11 protein-coding genes are annotated in these 16174 nt (G+C 63.9%); 4 read left to right on the forward strand and 7 right to left on the reverse strand.

The genetic code is table 11. The annotated features are described in order from the left end of the window. The first annotated feature begins 96 nt into the window (after positions 1 to 96). Together yccS and RVY79_RS05490 are read left to right on the forward strand one after the other, a co-directional pair. Positions 97 to 2283: a YccS family putative transporter gene (gene yccS / locus RVY79_RS05485; protein ID WP_317463026.1), complete on the forward strand. Its 2187-nt coding sequence runs from the start codon at positions 97 to 99 to the stop codon at positions 2281 to 2283. A 91-nt stretch (positions 2284 to 2374) separates the two neighbouring features. Further along, on the forward strand, positions 2375 to 2851 hold the full coding sequence (locus tag RVY79_RS05490; protein ID WP_317463027.1) for an XRE family transcriptional regulator: 477 nt from the start codon (positions 2375 to 2377) through the stop codon (positions 2849 to 2851). Positions 2852 to 2882: 31 nt separating this feature from the next. On the opposite strand, the gene recG is transcribed toward RVY79_RS05490, so the two are convergent. Beyond that, positions 2883 to 4976 carry an ATP-dependent DNA helicase RecG gene (recG, locus tag RVY79_RS05495; RefSeq protein WP_411161703.1) on the reverse strand — a complete coding sequence of 698 codons (2094 nt, stop codon included), beginning with the start codon at positions 4974 to 4976 and terminating at the stop codon, positions 2883 to 2885. After that, complete coding sequence (locus RVY79_RS05500; protein WP_317463028.1) at positions 4973 to 5893, reverse strand: hydrogen peroxide-inducible genes activator; 921 nt, start codon at positions 5891 to 5893, stop codon at positions 4973 to 4975. The genes recG and RVY79_RS05500 overlap by 4 nt, the downstream gene beginning before the upstream one ends. Before the next feature lie 103 nt (positions 5894 to 5996). On the opposite strand from RVY79_RS05500, the gene RVY79_RS05505 reads away from it, so the two are divergent. Then, entirely contained in the window at positions 5997 to 6869 is an 873-nt protein-coding gene (locus RVY79_RS05505; RefSeq protein ID WP_317463029.1) for an SDR family oxidoreductase, read from the forward strand. 2 nt (positions 6870 to 6871) lie between these two features. Here RVY79_RS05505 and thpR read toward each other — a convergent pair whose 3' ends face one another. The 3 genes from thpR to RVY79_RS05520 form a co-directional block, all read right to left on the reverse strand. Beyond that, complete coding sequence (gene thpR, locus RVY79_RS05510) at positions 6872 to 7420, reverse strand: RNA 2',3'-cyclic phosphodiesterase (protein WP_317463030.1); 549 nt, start codon at positions 7418 to 7420, stop codon at positions 6872 to 6874. Positions 7421 to 7507: 87 nt separating this feature from the next. Then, positions 7508 to 10690: a multidrug efflux RND transporter permease subunit gene (locus RVY79_RS05515; protein ID WP_317463031.1), complete on the reverse strand. Its 3183-nt coding sequence runs from the start codon at positions 10688 to 10690 to the stop codon at positions 7508 to 7510. Between the two features lie 105 nt (positions 10691 to 10795). Then, positions 10796 to 11980 (reverse strand): efflux RND transporter periplasmic adaptor subunit, encoded by a 1185-nt coding sequence (locus RVY79_RS05520; protein ID WP_317463032.1) that lies wholly within the window; start codon positions 11978 to 11980, stop codon positions 10796 to 10798. A 477-nt stretch (positions 11981 to 12457) separates the two neighbouring features. Between RVY79_RS05520 and RVY79_RS05525 the strand changes: the two genes are divergently transcribed. Further along, complete coding sequence (locus tag RVY79_RS05525) at positions 12458 to 13429, forward strand: AraC family transcriptional regulator (protein ID WP_317463033.1); 972 nt, start codon at positions 12458 to 12460, stop codon at positions 13427 to 13429. Between the two features lie 51 nt (positions 13430 to 13480). Here RVY79_RS05525 and RVY79_RS05530 read toward each other — a convergent pair whose 3' ends face one another. Beyond that, positions 13481 to 13870 carry a RidA family protein gene (locus RVY79_RS05530; RefSeq protein WP_317463034.1) on the reverse strand — a complete coding sequence of 130 codons (390 nt, stop codon included), beginning with the start codon at positions 13868 to 13870 and terminating at the stop codon, positions 13481 to 13483. 148 nt (positions 13871 to 14018) lie between these two features. After that, positions 14019 to 16154 (reverse strand): bifunctional GTP diphosphokinase/guanosine-3',5'-bis pyrophosphate 3'-pyrophosphohydrolase, encoded by a 2136-nt coding sequence (spoT, locus tag RVY79_RS05535; RefSeq protein WP_317463035.1) that lies wholly within the window; start codon positions 16152 to 16154, stop codon positions 14019 to 14021. Positions 16155 to 16174 lie beyond the last annotated feature (20 nt).

The following is a 16174-nucleotide window of genomic DNA, read 5'->3' on the forward strand; positions in this document are numbered from 1 at the left end:
ATGCAAGTCGCCCTGGCTCGGTCGGTTTCGTTATACTAACGTCGTAGTGTCGTGCATGGCGCGACTTCCTGGCTTGTGACCGCTCGACCGAGAGATATGCTGCCGACGTCGTTGACCCAACCGCTTAGACGCCTCTGGACCCTGGAGTCCTTCGCCTACAGCCTGCGTGTATTCATCGCCCTGACCGGGGTCATGGCGCTGTGCTGGTATCTCGACGACATGGGCAAGCTGATCCCGCTGTTCCTGGGCATCATCGCCAGTGCCCTGGCAGAGACCGACGATACCTGGCAGGGACGCCTGCAGGCGCTGCTGGTGACCTTGGTGTGTTTCGCCGTCGCCGCAGTGTCGGTGGAGCTGACGTTTGCGCATCCCGTGATCTTCGCGGTGGGCCTTGGTGTGTCGAGTTTCGGCATGACCATGCTCGGTGCGGTAGGACAGCGCTATGCGACTATCGCCACCGCGACCTTGATTCTCGCCATCTACACCATGATCAGCCTCGAGCAGCACGGCGGTGTGGCACTGGGCGAGCTATGGCGCGAGCCGTTGCTGCTGGTCTCGGGCGCGGCTTGGTACGGGGCGATCTCGGTGGTGTGGTGCGCCTTGTTTTCGCGTCATCCGCTCAAGTTGAGCCTGGCGCACGTCTTTCGCGAGTTGGGCGTTTACTTGCGCCTCAAGTCGGCGCTTTTCGAGCCGCTGAGAGGGATGGATATCGAGCAGCAGCGTCTGGCGCTGGCCCAGCAGAATGGCCGCGTGGTGGCGGCACTCAACCAGAGCAAGGAGATGATTTTCCGCCGCCTCGAAGGACAGCGAGGCGGACGCAAACTCAATCGCTACCTGCGGCTCTACTTCATCGCGCAGGATATCCACGAGCGGGCGAGTTCCTCGCATTATCCGTATGGTGCGCTGGCCGAAGCATTTTTCCATCACGACATCCTCTTTCGCGCCCAGCGCCTACTCGATCAGCAAGGGCGTGCCTGCAAGGCCTTGAGTCGTGCGTTGCTGCTCGACCGTCCCTTCGATCACGGTCCCAGCGCCCAGGCATTGGAGGATTTCAACGCATCTCTGAACAACCTGCATGCCCAGCGACGCGACGAATGGCGCGACCTGCTGCGCTCGCTGTCGGCGCTGGCCGATAACCTCGCCACGCTGGAAGACAAGTTGGCCGGTGCCGACAATCCCGATGCGCGGGCCGATCATGAGGACAGCAGTCTGTTCGACCGCTCGCCACGCGGGCTGCACGATGTCGTCGAACGTCTCCATGCGCATGTCAGTCTGGCGTCACCGGTGTTTCGCCATGCGCTACGCTTGAGCGTGACACTGGTAGTGGGCTATGGCTTGCTGCACTGGATCCATCCCACTCAAGGGTACTGGATCCTGCTCACCAGCGTGTTCGTGTGCCGGCCCAATTTCGGGGCCACGCGGCGTTTCCTGCGCCAACGCATCCAGGGCACAGTGCTGGGCCTGGTCGCCGGCTGGGCGCTGATCACGCTGTTTCCCGGCGAGCCTATCCAGGCGTTGATTGCGGTGGCTGCCGGCGTCGCCTTCTTCGCCATGCGGGCACATCATTACACGCTGGCGACGGCCGCCATCACGCTGATGGTGCTGTGCTGCTTCAATCAAGTCGGCGACGGCTTTGGGCTGATCTGGCCGCGTCTGTTCGATACCCTGCTGGGCGCCGCCATCGCGGGCCTGGCAGTGCTGGTGATCCTGCCCGACTGGCAAGGGCGCGGGCTGCATCGCCAGGCGGCGGCGACGCTCGAGGCCAGTGCGGCCTACCTGCGCGCAATCCTCGGCCAGTACGCGCGTGGCAAACGCGACGATCTCGATTATCGGCTGGCGCGGCGCAATGCCCATAACGCCGACGCGGCGCTTTCCACGACGCTGGGTAATGTGCTGTTGGAGCCGGGCCACTTTCGCAAGGACGCCGATGTCGGGCTGCGTTTTCTGGTGCATTCACACACCTTGCTGAGTTATCTCTCGGCGCTGGGCGCTCACCGTGGAACGGCTGGCGCTGCGGGCGATGATAATGCGGTGGTGACAGAGGCGGCCGATGACGTGGCTGAGACGCTGGCGCGCGTGGCACGCCAGCTCGCTGCGGGCGAAACGGTCGAACCGTGCCAGGACTCCCTGTCGCGGCATGCTGGCCTGCTGGAGGCATCCGCCGCCGAGGAAACCTGTGATGAACGCCGTTTGCTGCAGAGCCAGCTGGCGTTGATCAGTCGCCAGCTCGTCGCACTGAGCGAGGCGGCGGGACGTTTGTCGACGCAGGCCTCGCGTGAGTGACGGCATCACGGGTAAGTCACTGCTATCGGGGGATAATCGACGCCATGCAACGTAACCGTTAGTGTTGTTCGATCTTCAAAAAAGCAACGCAATGGTTACGTCGCTTGGGGTCGAGACGCCTTACTGTGCAGGCATGGAAGATGCCAAGACCCAATTCGCCCAACGCCTGCGCGAGGCCATGCAACAGGCCGGCTATGCGCCCAAGCCCGCCGTTCTGGAGCGTGAGTTCAATCTGCGCAATCCGGGGCGTCCCGTGACGCTGCACGGCGTGCGCCGCTGGCTGCGCGGCGAGACGCTGCCCACTCAGGACAAGCTCGTGGTCCTCGCCGAGTGGCTGAAAGTGCCGCCGGCAGCCTTGCGTTTCGGCGCGCCGACACAGCACCGCGTCCACGAGAGCGACCATCTGTGGGAAGCGCTGAGTTATCGCGAACGCGAAACGTTGGAAGCCTTCGCCGGTTTGCCGCCGAGTCAGCGCGCCATCGCCCGCGAGGTCATCATGGCACTGGCCAAGGCGGGCAAGTGGGAGCGCCAGGCAGGCCAGGCCGAGGATGATCCCGCGTCGTCATGACGACCGAAGCGCTCACCTTACCCGCCTGGAGTCAGACATGCCCGTAATGTCCGGCGTCTTCGCCCAGCCAACGCCGAATCAAGGGCGTGGCGGCCTCCGGTGCCTCGTCGAGCAGCGCGCGCGCCAGGGGACTGATGGTGTCGAGCAGGTCACGATCGCGCTCCAGGTCGGCGATCTTCATCTGCGCCAGGCCCGTCTGGCGAGTGCCGAGGACCTCGCCGGGGCCGCGCAGCTCAAGGTCCTTCTCGGCGATACGAAAGCCATCGGTGGTATCGCGCATCACCCCCAACCGTTCCCGCGAGTGCTGTGAAAGCGGCGGATGATACAGCAGCACGCAGAAGCTCTCGGTGGCGCCGCGCCCCACGCGGCCGCGTAGCTGATGCAACTGCGAGAGCCCCAGGCGCTCGGGGTTTTCGATGATCATCAAGCTGGCGTTGGGCACGTCGACGCCGACCTCGATCACCGTGGTGGCGATGAGAAGATCCAGCTCGCCCGCCTTGAAGGCCTCCATGACCTCGGCTTTTTCCGCCGCTTTCATGCGCCCGTGCACCAGGCCGATGGCCAGGTCGGGCAGTGCCTCGCCGAGGTGCTCATGGGTTGCCTCGGCGGCCTGGCAGGTCAAGGCTTCGGACTCCTCGATGAGCGTGCACACCCAGTAAGCCTGATGGCCCTCGGCGCAGGCGCGGCGAATGCGCTCGACCACCTCGGGACGACGCTCGTCGGGCACCGCCACCGTCTTGACCGGCGTGCGTCCAGGCGGTAGCTCGTCGATCATCGACAGGTCGAGATCGGCGTAGGCGCTCATTGCCAGTGTGCGCGGAATCGGCGTGGCGGTCATGATCAACTGGTGCGGCGTGAGGCCGCCGGCTTCACCCTTCTGGCGCAGCGCCAGGCGCTGGTGAACGCCGAAGCGATGCTGTTCGTCGATGATCGCCAGACCCAGGCGGTGAAAATGCACGTCGTCCTGAAATAGCGCATGCGTGCCCACTGCGACCTGAATGCGGCCATCGGCGATCGCCGCCTTGGTATCCAGACGCGCCTTGCCCTTGAGTTTACCCGCCAGCCAGCCGACCTCGATCCCCAGCGGCGCAAACCAATCGCGGAAGTTGCGATAATGCTGCTCGGCGAGGATCTCGGTAGGCGCCATGATGGCCGCCTGGCAGTCACCGGCGATGGCTGCCAGTGCCGCCATGGCAGCGACGACGGTCTTGCCCGAGCCGACATCGCCCTGGACCAGGCGCAGCATGGGAGTGGCGCATTCCAGGTCGTGGCCGATCTCGTCGAGAACCCGGCGCTGCGCACCGGTCAGCGAGAACGGCAATTGGGTCAGGAAACGCGCCTGCAGGCTACGTCCGCCGGCCAGTGCGGGTGCACTGTCGGTCTGGATGCGCAGACGCACCTGCCGCAGGCTGAGTTGATGGGCGAGCAGCTCTTCCAATGCCAGGCGGCGCTGGGCCGGATGACGGCCTTCGGCGAGGCGTTCCACCGGCGCCTCGGGGGGTGGCTCGTGGAGGTAGCGCAGCGACTCGAGCAGCCCGGGCAGGCGAAAGCGCTGGCGCAGGGCGTCGGGAATCCAGTCTGGCAAGACATCGGGCGCGGCGTCGAGCCGCTTGAGCGCCTGCTGGATCAGCCCGCGCAGGCGTGGTTGGGTCAAGCCCTCGGTGGTGGGGTAGATCGGCGTCAGGTGTTCCTCTACCGGGGCGTCTTCCTGCTGCAACAAGCGGTACTCGGGATGGTAGATCTCGAGGCCCGTGGCACCGGCACGGGCCTCGCCGAAGGCACGCACACGCAGTCCGCGCGTGAATTGCTGCTGCTGCGCGGGCGAGAAATGGAAAAAGCGCAGGCTGAGGATGCCCGAGCCGTCCTTGAGGCGCACCAGCAGGCTGCGTCGCCGTCCCTTGACGACATCGGCGGCGGCGATGTCGCCTTCGACCACGGCTTCGGTGCCAGCGCGCAGGGTGCCGATGGGCGTGATGCGCGTGCGATCCTGATACCGCAGCGGCAGGTGGAAGAGCATGTCGGCGATGCTTGTGATGCCCAGCCGGGCAAGTTTGGCGGCCAGCGCCTCGCCCACGCCGGTGAGTTCGCTGACCGGTGCATCTAGAGTCTTTATTGCGGTGCTCATGCCGCCTGGATACGCTGTTGCTGGCACGTATCGATGGCCTCGGTCAGGGCATCGATGGCCTTGGGCCTGGGGAAGCTGGCGCGCCAGGCGATGGCCACCGTACGGCTGGGCACGCTATTGGCGAAGGGGCGGCTTTCGAGCAGTCCCGCTTCGTAATGGCCGGTCCCGATGGCCGATTTGGGCAGCACCGTGATGCCAAGCCCTGAAGCCACCATGTGGCGAATGGTTTCCAGCGAGCCGCCCTCGGCGGTCAGGGTGTTGCCTGGATTGTTGAGCTGGTTGTTGATGGCGGGACAAGCCTCGAGAATCTGATCGCGAAAGCAATGTCCCTCGCCCAGCAGCAGCAACTTTTCATCAAGCAGTTCCTCTTTGTCGATAGCGGCTTTGCGCGTCCATGGGTGCCCGCTGGGTAACAGCACTTCGAACGGTTCTTCGTAGACCGTCTTGGTCAGCACATCCGGCTCATTGAACGGTAGTGCGACGATCACGGCATCCAATTCACCGCTGCGTAACTTGCGACGCAGGTCTCCCGTCAGGCCTTCTTCGATGTACAGTGGCATCTGCGGTGCGTGGCGCGACAATTCGGGGATCAAGTGTGGAAACAGATACGGGCCGATGGTGTAGATCGCACCGATGCGCAGAGGGCTCGCCAGTTGGTCCTTGCCTTCGGTGGCCATTTCCTTGATGAGGCCGGCCTGTTCCAGCACGCGATGTGCCTGAGCGACGATCTTCTCGCCCAGCGGCGTGACCTGTACGGTGGATTTGGAACGCTCGAACAAGGCGATGCCCAGCTCGTCTTCCAACTTCTTGACGGCCACCGAGAGCGTGGGTTGGGAGACGTAGCAGCGCTCGGCAGCGCGCCCGAAATGGTGCTCTTGAGCCAAGGTTACGATATAACGAAGTTCTGTTAGGGTCATGATCTGGGCCTTTTCGGGCCTCCTGAGCGACGCGATGGATTCACTAAGGTATCGATGCAAGGGACTTTTTGCTAAGGACTTTTTACCAAGAGGCTAGGGAAAGGTGAAGAAAACGACTCTGATTATTGGCTGTGGCGACATTGGTATCCAGCTAGGCAAGCGTCTGATCGACGCCGGTCAGCGGGTGATCGGCGTGCGCCGCCATATCGCGCCGCTCAAGGAAACCGGTATCGAGGGCCTCGCAGCGGACGTCACGGATCCCGCCGCGCTGGCTCGCTTGCCCGACGCGGATACTGTCGTCTATATCCTAAGCGCTGCGCGCTTCGACGAAAACGCCTATACCGAAGCGTATCCCAAGGGGCTCAAGGCCGTGCTCGGCGAACTCGAGACGCGTGCCACGCAACCCAAGCGCGTGTTTTTCGTCTCATCGACCGGCGTCTATGCCCAGCAGGCGGGCGAAGTGGTTGATGAAACCTCCGAGACCGCGCCCACCGGGTTCTCGGGACTCTTGATGCGTGAGGCCGAACAGGCGCTGCTCGATCATCCCATGCCTGGCACCGTGGTGCGCTTTTCGGGGATCTATGGCCCGGGGCGCGATGGGTTGATCCGCCAGGTCAAGGAAGGACGCGTTGCGGCGGCGAACCCGCCGATGTATTCCAACCGTATCCACCGTGACGACTGTGCCGGCGTGCTGGCGCACTTGATCGCCTTGACCCTCGATGACAAGCCGGTGGAGGCACTCTATCTAGCCAGTGACTGCGAGCCGACGCCCTTGCACGAAGTGATGACATGGATGGCCGGCAAACTCAAGGTCGAACTCACCGAGACCATTCAATCGCCGCTGCGGCGACGTGCCAGCAAACGCTGTGACAACTCACGCTTGCTGGGTACTGGCTACCAATTTCGATATCCCACCTTTCGCGAAGGCTATACCGAGGTGATAAAGGCGCATCGCCAGGCATCCGAGTCCGCCTGATCCTAGTCCCGGCGACTTGCCGTCGCTGTCGCTGGGCACTCGGCCAGCACCCGATAGACGGGTCGAGTGCCGTCGAGAATCGATTCCACCAACGTCAGCCGCGTCAACGGCCAGGTCCATTCGGGTGCCTCGAGCGTTGACGGCGGCGCCTTCTCGGCGTGGCGCAGTAGCGTGACGTGCGGCTGGTAGTCATGCGAGGACGGCAGCGGCCGACCGCTCGCTGCCAGGGCCTCGCCAAGACGCGCGTGCCACAGGTTCAGTGTGGCTGTCGGCGGACCGCCGAGCCATGCCAGGCGCGGTTTGTGAAAATAGCCGTAGCGGTCGAGTGTCCACTCGCCGGCAGGCAGCGTCAGGCGCTCGGTCAATGCCTGTAGGGACGCGATCTCCGTCGTGGGTACATTACCCAGAAATCCCAGCGTGAGATGCAGGTTATCGACGACCGGTGTGCGCCCCCCGCAATGGCGTTGGAGACGTGTCGCCAGCGTTGCCAGGCGCGCGCGCAGGGCGTCGTCGGGCCAGACGGCGAAGAAGAGTCGGCGCGGAACGTTCACTATATCGGCTCCCGGTGGCGTTGTTGGCAGGGTGGCGCATCGTTCCCCATCCTGCCAACGGTTGGCTGGTATGACCGTGCCCCTCGATCACGCAGGGTCGTTTTTCGGCCGATGATCTTCGCCTTCCATCGTCGAGCCGTGATCCTGGCTGAGCGGGCCGGCCAGCTTGCGCAGCGCGACGTAGAAGACCGGCGTCAGGAAGAGCCCGAACAGGGTCACGCCGAGCATCCCGGCGAACACCGCGATGCCCAGGGCCTGGCGTACTTCGGCGCCGGCGCCATGGCCCAGCGCCAGCGGTATCACCGCGGCGGTGAAGGTGATCGAGGTCATGATGATCGGGCGCAGTCGCAGGCGGCAGGCCTCCAGCGCCGCCTCCACCACGCTGCGACCCTGGAACTCGAGTTCGCGGGCGAACTCGACGATCAGGATAGCGTTCTTGCAGGCCAGCCCGATCAACACCACCAGCCCCACCTGGACGAAGACGTTGGTATCGCCGCCGGAGATCCTGACGCCGACCAGCGCCGACAGCAGGCACATCGGCACGATCAGGATCACCGCCAGCGGCAACGTCCAGCTCTCGTAGAGCGCGGCCAGCACCAGGAACACCAGCAGGACCGCCAGCGGGAATACCACCAGCGCGGCATTGCCCTGGGTGGACTGCTGGTAGCTGAGGTCGGTCCATTCGAAGTCGATGCCATCCGGCAGTACCCGCTCGCCGATATCGGACAGAACGCTCATTGCCTGGGGCGAGGAGAGTACCCGCGGGTCGGCTTCGCCGGCCAGGTCCGCCGCCGGGTAGCCGTTGAAGCGCAGCACCGGATCGGGGCCGAAGCTTTGGCGGATATCGATCATCGAGCCGATCGGCACCATGTCGCCCTGGGCGTTGCGGGTACGCAGGCGAGCGATGTCCTCGACGCTGTCGCGATAGGGCGCGTCGGCCTGGGCAATCACCTGCCAGGTGCGTCCGAAGCTGTTGAAATCGTTGATGTAGGTGGAGCCCAGGTAGGTCTGCAGGGTATCGAACAGGTCGCTCACCGCTACGCCCTGGGTCTTGGCCTTGAGTCGGTCCACCTCGGCATCGAGTTGGGGTACGTTGGCCTGATAGCTGGTGATCGGATAGCTCATGCCTGGTGTCTGTACCACCGCCCCTTGGAAGGCGGTCACCGCCTCCTGCAGCGGGCCGTAGCCGAGCCCGCCGCGATCCTCGATGAAAAGCTGATAGCCCGAACCGTTGCCCAGCCCGAGGATCGGTGGCGGCATGAACGAGAACGCGATGCCGTCCTTGAGACCACTGATCTTGCCGGCGATCTCGGTGTTGATCTCCGCCGCGGTGCGGGTGCGCTGATCGAAGGGTTTCAGGGTCAGGAACGCCAGCCCGGTGTTGGCGGTGTTGGTGAACTGCAGTGCGTTGAGGCCGGGGAACGAGATGGCGTGTTCGACGCCGTCGGTCTCCATGGCGATATCCACCACCTGGCGCAGCAGGTCATCGGTGCGATCCAGCGAGGCGCCCTCCGGCAGCTTCACACCGGCGATCAGGTACATCTTGTCCTGGACCGGAATGAACCCGGGCGGCACGATCTTCAACAGATAGCCGGTGGCCCCCAGCAGGACCAGGTAGACCACGAATACCGCGCCACGCCGGCGCAGGCTGCTCGAGACCACGCCTTGGTAGCGCTTGGAGCCGGTGTTGAAGAAGCGGTTGAACGGCCGGAACAGCCAGCCGAACAGGACGTCGATCACCCGGGTCAGACGGTCCCTGGGCGCGTCGTGGGGCTTGAGCAGCATCGCCGCCAGGGCCGGTGACAAGGTCAGCGAGTTGATCGTCGAGATCACCGTCGAGATGGCGATGGTGACCGCGAACTGGCGGTAGAACTGGCCGGTCACGCCGGAGAGGAACGCCATCGGCACGAACACCGCGCACAGCACCAGGCCGATGGCGACGATCGGCCCGGACACCTCGCGCATCGCCCGGTGGGCGGCGGCCCGCGGCGCCAGCCCCTGACCGATGTTGCGCTCCACGTTCTCCACCACCACGATGGCGTCGTCGACGACGATACCGATCGCCAGCACCAACCCGAACAGGGTCAGGGTGTTGATCGAATACCCCAGCAGCAACAGCACCGCGAAGGTCCCCACCACCGAGACCGGCACCGCCAGCAGCGGAATCAGCGACGCGCGCCAGGTCTGCAGGAACAGCGTCACCACCAGCACGACCAGCAGTATCGCCTCCAGCAGGGTCTGAATCACCGAGCGGATCGAGTCGCTGACGAACAGCGTGGTGTCGTAGACGGTGCGATATTCCACTCCCGGCGGGAACCGGGCGGCCAGCTCGTCCATGGTCCGGACCACCTGGTCGCGAATCTGCAGGGCGTTGGCGCCGGGCGACTGGAAGATGCCGATCGCCACCGCCTCCTTGCCGTCCAGCCGGGAGCGCAGGGTGTAATCGCCCGCGCCCATCTCGAGACGGGCGACATCGCGAAGCCGCAGGATTTCACCATCCTCGCCGACCTTGAGCACGATGTTGCCGAATTCCTGCTCGGTGGATAGGCGGCCCTTGGCGTTGATCAGGGTGAGGAAGTCGCTGTCCGGCATCGGCTCGGCGCCGATCTGGCCGGCGGAGACCTGGACGTTCTGTTCGCGCATGGCGTCGACCACGTCGCCGGCGGTGAGATCGTGAGAGGCGATGCGGTCGGGATCCAGCCAGGCGCGCATGGCGTAATCGCCGCCGCCGAACAGCTGCGCCTCGCCGACGCCGGAGATCTTCGCCAGCTGGTCGCGTACGTGCAGGCGCGCGTAGTTGCGCAGGTAGAGGGTATCGTAGCTGTCATCCGGCGAGACCAGGTGCACCACCATCAGGAAGGTGGGGGACTGCTTCTGGGTGGTCACGCCCTGTCGCCTCACCGCTTCCGGCAAGCGCGCCAGCGCCTGGCTGACCCGGTTCTGGACGCGCACGGTGGCCTGTTCGGGATCCGTGCCGGGCTGGAAGGTGATGGTCATCTGCAGCACGCCATCGGAGCCGGCCACTGACTTGAAATACATCATGTTCTCGACGCCGGTGATCGCCTCCTCCAGCGGCGTCGCTACGGTTTCCGCGATCTCCTTGGGATTGGCGCCGGGGTAGGTGGTGCGGACCAGTACCGACGGTGGTACCACCTCCGGATATTCGCCGACCGGTAGGTTGGGAATGGAGATCGCCCCCACCGCGAAGATGACGATGGAGAGCACCGCCGCGAAGATCGGCCGGTCGACGAAAAAGCGGGAAAAATTCATGACAGCAGGCTCCTGGGCGGCGGGGACGATGCCCGCTGCGTCTTGTCATTCCGGGGAGAGGGGCACTTGGGAAAGACGCGTTCGAAAGTGAAACGATTGGAAGCGCTAGGGGTGATTGACAGCGACGTCGTTGCCCACGGTCGGTTCGCGCATGGCGATCGGGTTCGGCGCCACCGGCATGCCGGGCGCGAAGATTTTCTGGGTGCCGTTGACGACCACGCGCTCGCCGGTTTTGAGGCCGTCGCGGACCACCACCAGGTCACCCACTTCGCGGCCTATCTGGATCTGACGCGGCGTCACCGTGTCGTCGTCGCCGACCACGTAGACGAAGCGCCGGTCCTGATTGGCAAGCACCGCCTTACGATTCACCAGCATCGCCTCCGCCAGATTGGCGACGGGCATTTCCACCCGCGCGAACTGCCCCGGCCGGAATGCGCCAACCGGGTTGGCTAGGACGGCGCGATAGCGCAGCGTGCCGGTATCCGCGTTGATCTGGTTATCGACGAAATCCAGCTGCCCCCGATGGGGAAAGCCCGTTTCGCCGGTCAGGCCGATGCGTAGCGTGACGGCCTTGCCTTGATTCAGCAGTACTTGAGCGCTGGGGGCTTCGGCTTCGTTGCTGTCGAAGTAGACGTACAAGGGGTCGACCGACACCAGCGTGGTCAGCAGCGTCTGGTCGGCGCTGGCGAGATTGCCCTTGGTGACCATGGCTCGCCCGGTGCGACCCGTTACCGGCGCGGTGACCCGGGTGTACTGCAGATCCAGTTCGGCACTGGTCAGCGCGGCCTCGGCCTCGGCTTCCTGCGCCCGGGCATTGAGCGCCGCCGCCTGACGCTGGTCGTGCTGCTCCTGGGAGATCATGTGTTTCTGGATCAGTTGGCGGGATCGACCGGCCTCGACGTCGGTGAGCCGGCGCTGACTTTGTGCCTGGGCCAACGCCGCCTTCGCCGCCTGCACGCGGGCTTCGTAAGGGCGGGGATCGATACGGAACAGCAGGTCACCCGCCTCGACCAGGGCCCCTTCCTCGAAGGCCACCTCGTCGATATAGCCGCTGACCCTTGCCCGCAGCTGGACGGTCTGCGGTGATGCCACGCGACCGGTGAAGGTCTCGCGCAGCGTCACCGGTTCCACCAGGACCTGGGCCACGTCGACTTCCGGAGGCGGGGGTGTGTCGGCGGAGTCTGCCTCGCCATGAGCGTCGCAACCGCTCAGCAGGACGATGACGAGCATCACGCCCAGGCCACGCGCCAGACGCGTTTTCGACAAGCGTTGATCGTCAAGCTTCTTCATTTTTTGACTCCGCTTTTAATGTGACCGGTCGTCGATCCCTATCCATCGCCTCGGCGGATCGGCGCTTTGGCGGGTAACGGCAAGCCGGTATCGAATTCGACGACTGGCCGAGCCGAGAGAGAAAACCGCCATTCAGCTGATAGCGTCGAGGTCCCCGTGAAAGATGCCGTCGACCCGCGAGATCGCGAGCGCCAGCGTGGGATCATGGACGATCAATGTACGGTCCCAGGGCGAGAGCGCGTTATCGGGTTTCTCCGCATTGATTGCCTAATTCTGTCGAGATCGTTGAGTCGAAATGTAGGGACGCTCGATGGTCACTGCGAACTCAGGAGAATTTCCCTCGACTTGCCCGTTCCTTCAAAGGTCTTGCCCAATCCTGCATGAATCGCCAAATTGTCATCAAAATGCGGGAATGCCGGCATATACTCACGATTCATCCAAGATTGAGAATTTACCGACCCACCAGAGGGCGACGACGTGAGTACCGAGCAACCTATCTGCGAAGAACTCGACGGGGAACTCGGCCGGTTGGCGGATGCTCTGGCATCGCAGATACAGAAGTGGGCGCTTCGGGAGGGTTTGTCCGCCACGTCGGTGCCCGGGCTGGAACTGATACGGGCCGATGCCTCTCTCAACAACTGCATCGGCTCGACGGTCTACGACCCTTCGCTCTGCCTGATCGCGCAGGGCAGCAAGACGGTGTGGCTGGGAGATCGAAAAATCGATTACGGGCCGCTGAGCTGCATGGTATCGGCGGTGCATCTGCCGGTGCTGGGCAGGGTCACCGAGGCGTCACCGCAAAAGCCCTATCTGGGTTTGAAAATTGCCGTCGAACCGCAGGAAATCACCGACCTGGTGCTGGAGCTGGGTGAGGGGATGGCCGAGGTGGCGCCGCAGGAATGCCCGGAGAACGCCTGTGGTTTGAGCAGGGTACAGGCGGAGAAGGATCTGGTAGTGGCGGTACTGCGGTTGGTTAATCTGCTCGATTCACCGCCACAGGACATTCGCATTCTCGCACCGCTGGTAAGACGCGAGATCTTCTACCGCGCCCTGATCGGCGAGATCGGCGTGCACATGCGCAAGTTCGCAGTGGCAGACACCCAGACGCACCGAATTTCCAAGGTGATCACGGTGCTCAAGGATCGCTTCACCGAGCCGCTGCGCGTGCGCGATCTGGCGGACATGGTCAACATGAGCGAGTCGTCGTTGTTCCATAGCTTCAAACAGGTCACGCGGATGTCGCCGGTACAGTTTCAGAAGAAACTGCGGCTGCATGAAGCGCGCCGATTAATGCTCTCCGAGGGTATGGAGGCGGCCACCGCCAGTTTCCGCGTGGGATACGGAAGCCCCTCCCACTTCAGCCGCGAATACAGCCGCCTGTTCGGTGTGCCGCCACGCGCGGATGTGAGCAAGCTGCGTGGCGAATTGCCGGAAACCGCGCGTGTTTGAACATCTACCCGAGCGTCTTCAATCGTCGGGCATCGGCTGGATGATCCGCTCTCAGTCACCGATGACCATGACGGCTTCGGCCTCCACCTGGCTGCCCTTGGGCAGTTCCTTGACGCCGACTGCCGCGCGGGCCGGATAGGGCGCCTGGAAGTACTCTTCCATGATCTGGTTGACCACGGCGAAGTTGCTCAGGTCGGTCAGGTAGATATTGAGCTTGACGATGTCCTGCAGCGAGCCGGCGGCTTCGTGGCAGACGGCCTGAAGGTTGGTGAAGACCTGGCGCGTCTGGGCCTCGAAACCCTCGGCGACGAGCTCCATGGTGCCAGGGTCCAGTGGGATTTGCCCGGACATGTACACGGTGTTGCCGGCCTTGATGGCCTGCGAGTAGGGTCCGATGGCGGCCGGCGCCTGCTCGGTATTGATGACGGCTTTGTTACTCATGGCATGGCTCCTTGTCGTTATGCGATGTGCGCATTGCGATGGACAAAAATAACGACGCCGCCGCGTCCGCATGAGCGGGCGCGCCGGGCCGTAAAAACGAAACGACCGACCCGCCGCTCCTGCTGGCGGCGGGTCGGTCGCCACGGTGTCAACTGCGAACGCGAGTGATCTTGCCGACGTGAGGCAGGTTGCGCAGTCGTTTCATGATACTTGCCAGATGCACGCGGTCGTGGACGGCCAACGTCAAGTTGATGATCGACAAGCGTGCGTCGCGTTCTTCGATGCCGATGCGTTCGATGTTGGCATCGGCATCGGTCACCAGGCCGGCCAGTTCGGCGACCAGGCCGCGCCGCGTCTCGACGTGGAGTCGCAGCGCCACCGGAAAATCCTGATCGATCTGCTGCGACCACGCCAAGGCGAAAAGCTTGTCGGGGTCGTCACGCAGTTCCTGCAGGTTACCACAATCATGGCGGTGCACCACGATCCCCTTGCCCACCGATAGATGGCCTACGATGGGGTCGCCGGGCAGCGGATAGCAACAGCGCGCAAAACTGATGACCATGCCCTCGGCGCCGTTGATCACGATCGGCACGCCGGAGCCCGGTGCCGTGGCGACTTCCTCGGCACTCGAAGGCGCGTTGCATTCCAGAAGACGGCGCGCGATGGCGTAGGCCATACGCGTGCCGAGCCCGATCGATTCGAGCAGATCGTCCTCGTGCTTGAGGTCGAGCTCCTCGAGTATCGCCGCCAAGCGATTCTCGGGCAGTTCCTCGAGGCTGGTCTCGAAGGCACTCAGCGCGCGGTTGAGCAGGCGTCGGCCCAGTTGCACGGATTCAGTGCGCTGCTGATGCTTGATAGCGTGGCGGATCGCCGAGCGCGCCTTGGCGGTGACCACGAAATTGAGCCAAGCCAGGTTGGGCCGAGCGCCGGGAGCGGTGATGATCTCCAGCGTCTGGCCGCTTTCCAGGGTCGAGGACAGGGGCGCCAAATGGCGGTCGATGCGGCAGGCGATGCAACTGTTGCCGATGTCGGTATGCACGCTGTAGGCGAAGTCCACTGCCGTGGCGCCGCCGGGGAGCTCCATGATGTCGCCCTTGGGCGTGAACACGTAGATATCGTCGGGGAACAGGTCGTTCTTGACGTGTTCGATGAACTCCAGGGAGTTGCCGGCGTGGCGCTGCATCTCGAGCAGGCCGCGGACCCATTCGCGGGCCCGGGCATGGCTGCCGGCGCCGATGGGGCGCTCGGTTTGACCGGCCTTGTACAGCCAGTGCGCGGCGATGCCGTTGTTTGCCATCGCCTCCATCTCGCGGGTACGGATCTGTACCTCGATGGGCATGCCGTTGGGGCCGAACAGCGTGGTATGCAGGCTCTGGTAGCCGTTGGCCTTGGGGATGGCGATGTAATCCTTGAAGCGTCCCGGCACCGGCTTGTAGAGATTGTGCACTGCGCCGAGGATGCGGTAACAGGTGTCGACATCGTCGGTGATGATGCGAAACCCGAACACGTCCATGATCTCGGCGAAGGGTTTGCGTTGATCGCGCATCTTGCGGTAGATCGACAACAGGTGTTTCTGGCGGCCCACCACGCTGCCGCCCAGCGTGTCATCGTCAAGACACTTCTGCAGGCTGTCCTGGATCTGGCGCATCATCGAGCGGCGATTGCCGCGCGCTTTTGTGACGGCGCGTTTGATGCGTTCGGCGCGCATCGGGTGGATTGCCTGGAACGAGAGATCCTCGAGCTCGACGCGGATGGTGTTGATACCCAGGCGGCTGGCGATGCGAGCGTATATCTCCAGCGTCTCGCGGGCGATGCGGCGTTTCTTGTCCGGACGCAGCGCCCCGAGGGTGCGCATGTTGTGCAGGCGATCGGCGAGCTTGACGATGATCACGCGGATGTCCTGGGACATGGCGAGGACCATCTTCTGGAAATTCTCCGCCTGGGCGACCGCCTTGTCCTCGAAGGTGATTTGAGTCAGCTTGGAAACGCCATCGACCAGTTCTGCCACGGGGTCGCCGAACTGCTTGGCCAGCGCTTCCTTGGTGACCCCGGTATCCTCGATGACGTCGTGCAGCATGGCGGCCATCAGGCTTTGGTGGTCCATGTGCATGTTGGCGAGAATGTTGGCGACCGCCAGCGGATGCGTGACGTAGGGTTCGCCGGATCGCCGCCGTTGGCCGTCATGGGCCTGTTCGGCATAGTAGAAGGCGCGCTTGACGTGCAGAATCTCTTCGGGGGGCAGGTAGCCGCCGAGTCGGTCCGCGAGGTCGTCGATGGTGAACATAGCGCGCGCCTTCGAGAATG

The organism is Chromohalobacter sp. HP20-39 (genome assembly GCF_033052815.1).
Taxonomy (GTDB): domain Bacteria; phylum Pseudomonadota; class Gammaproteobacteria; order Pseudomonadales; family Halomonadaceae; genus Chromohalobacter.

What these genes read in the sequence shown, in the direction of transcription:
- yccS (WP_317463026.1), top strand. Translation starts at nt 97, where the DNA reads ATGCTGCCGACGTCGTTGACCCAACCGCTTAGACGCCTCTGGACCCTG.
- RVY79_RS05490 (WP_317463027.1), top strand. Translation starts at nt 2,375, where the DNA reads ATGGTTACGTCGCTTGGGGTCGAGACGCCTTACTGTGCAGGCATGGAA.
- recG (WP_411161703.1), bottom strand. Translation starts at nt 4,976, where the DNA reads ATGAGCACCGCAATAAAGACTCTAGATGCACCGGTCAGCGAACTCACC.
- RVY79_RS05500 (WP_317463028.1), bottom strand. Translation starts at nt 5,893, where the DNA reads ATGACCCTAACAGAACTTCGTTATATCGTAACCTTGGCTCAAGAGCAC.
- RVY79_RS05515 (WP_317463031.1), bottom strand. Translation starts at nt 10,690, where the DNA reads ATGAATTTTTCCCGCTTTTTCGTCGACCGGCCGATCTTCGCGGCGGTG.
- RVY79_RS05520 (WP_317463032.1), bottom strand. Translation starts at nt 11,980, where the DNA reads ATGAAGAAGCTTGACGATCAACGCTTGTCGAAAACGCGTCTGGCGCGT.
- RVY79_RS05530 (WP_317463034.1), bottom strand. Translation starts at nt 13,870, where the DNA reads ATGAGTAACAAAGCCGTCATCAATACCGAGCAGGCGCCGGCCGCCATC.
- spoT (WP_317463035.1), bottom strand. Translation starts at nt 16,154, where the DNA reads ATGTTCACCATCGACGACCTCGCGGACCGACTCGGCGGCTACCTGCCC.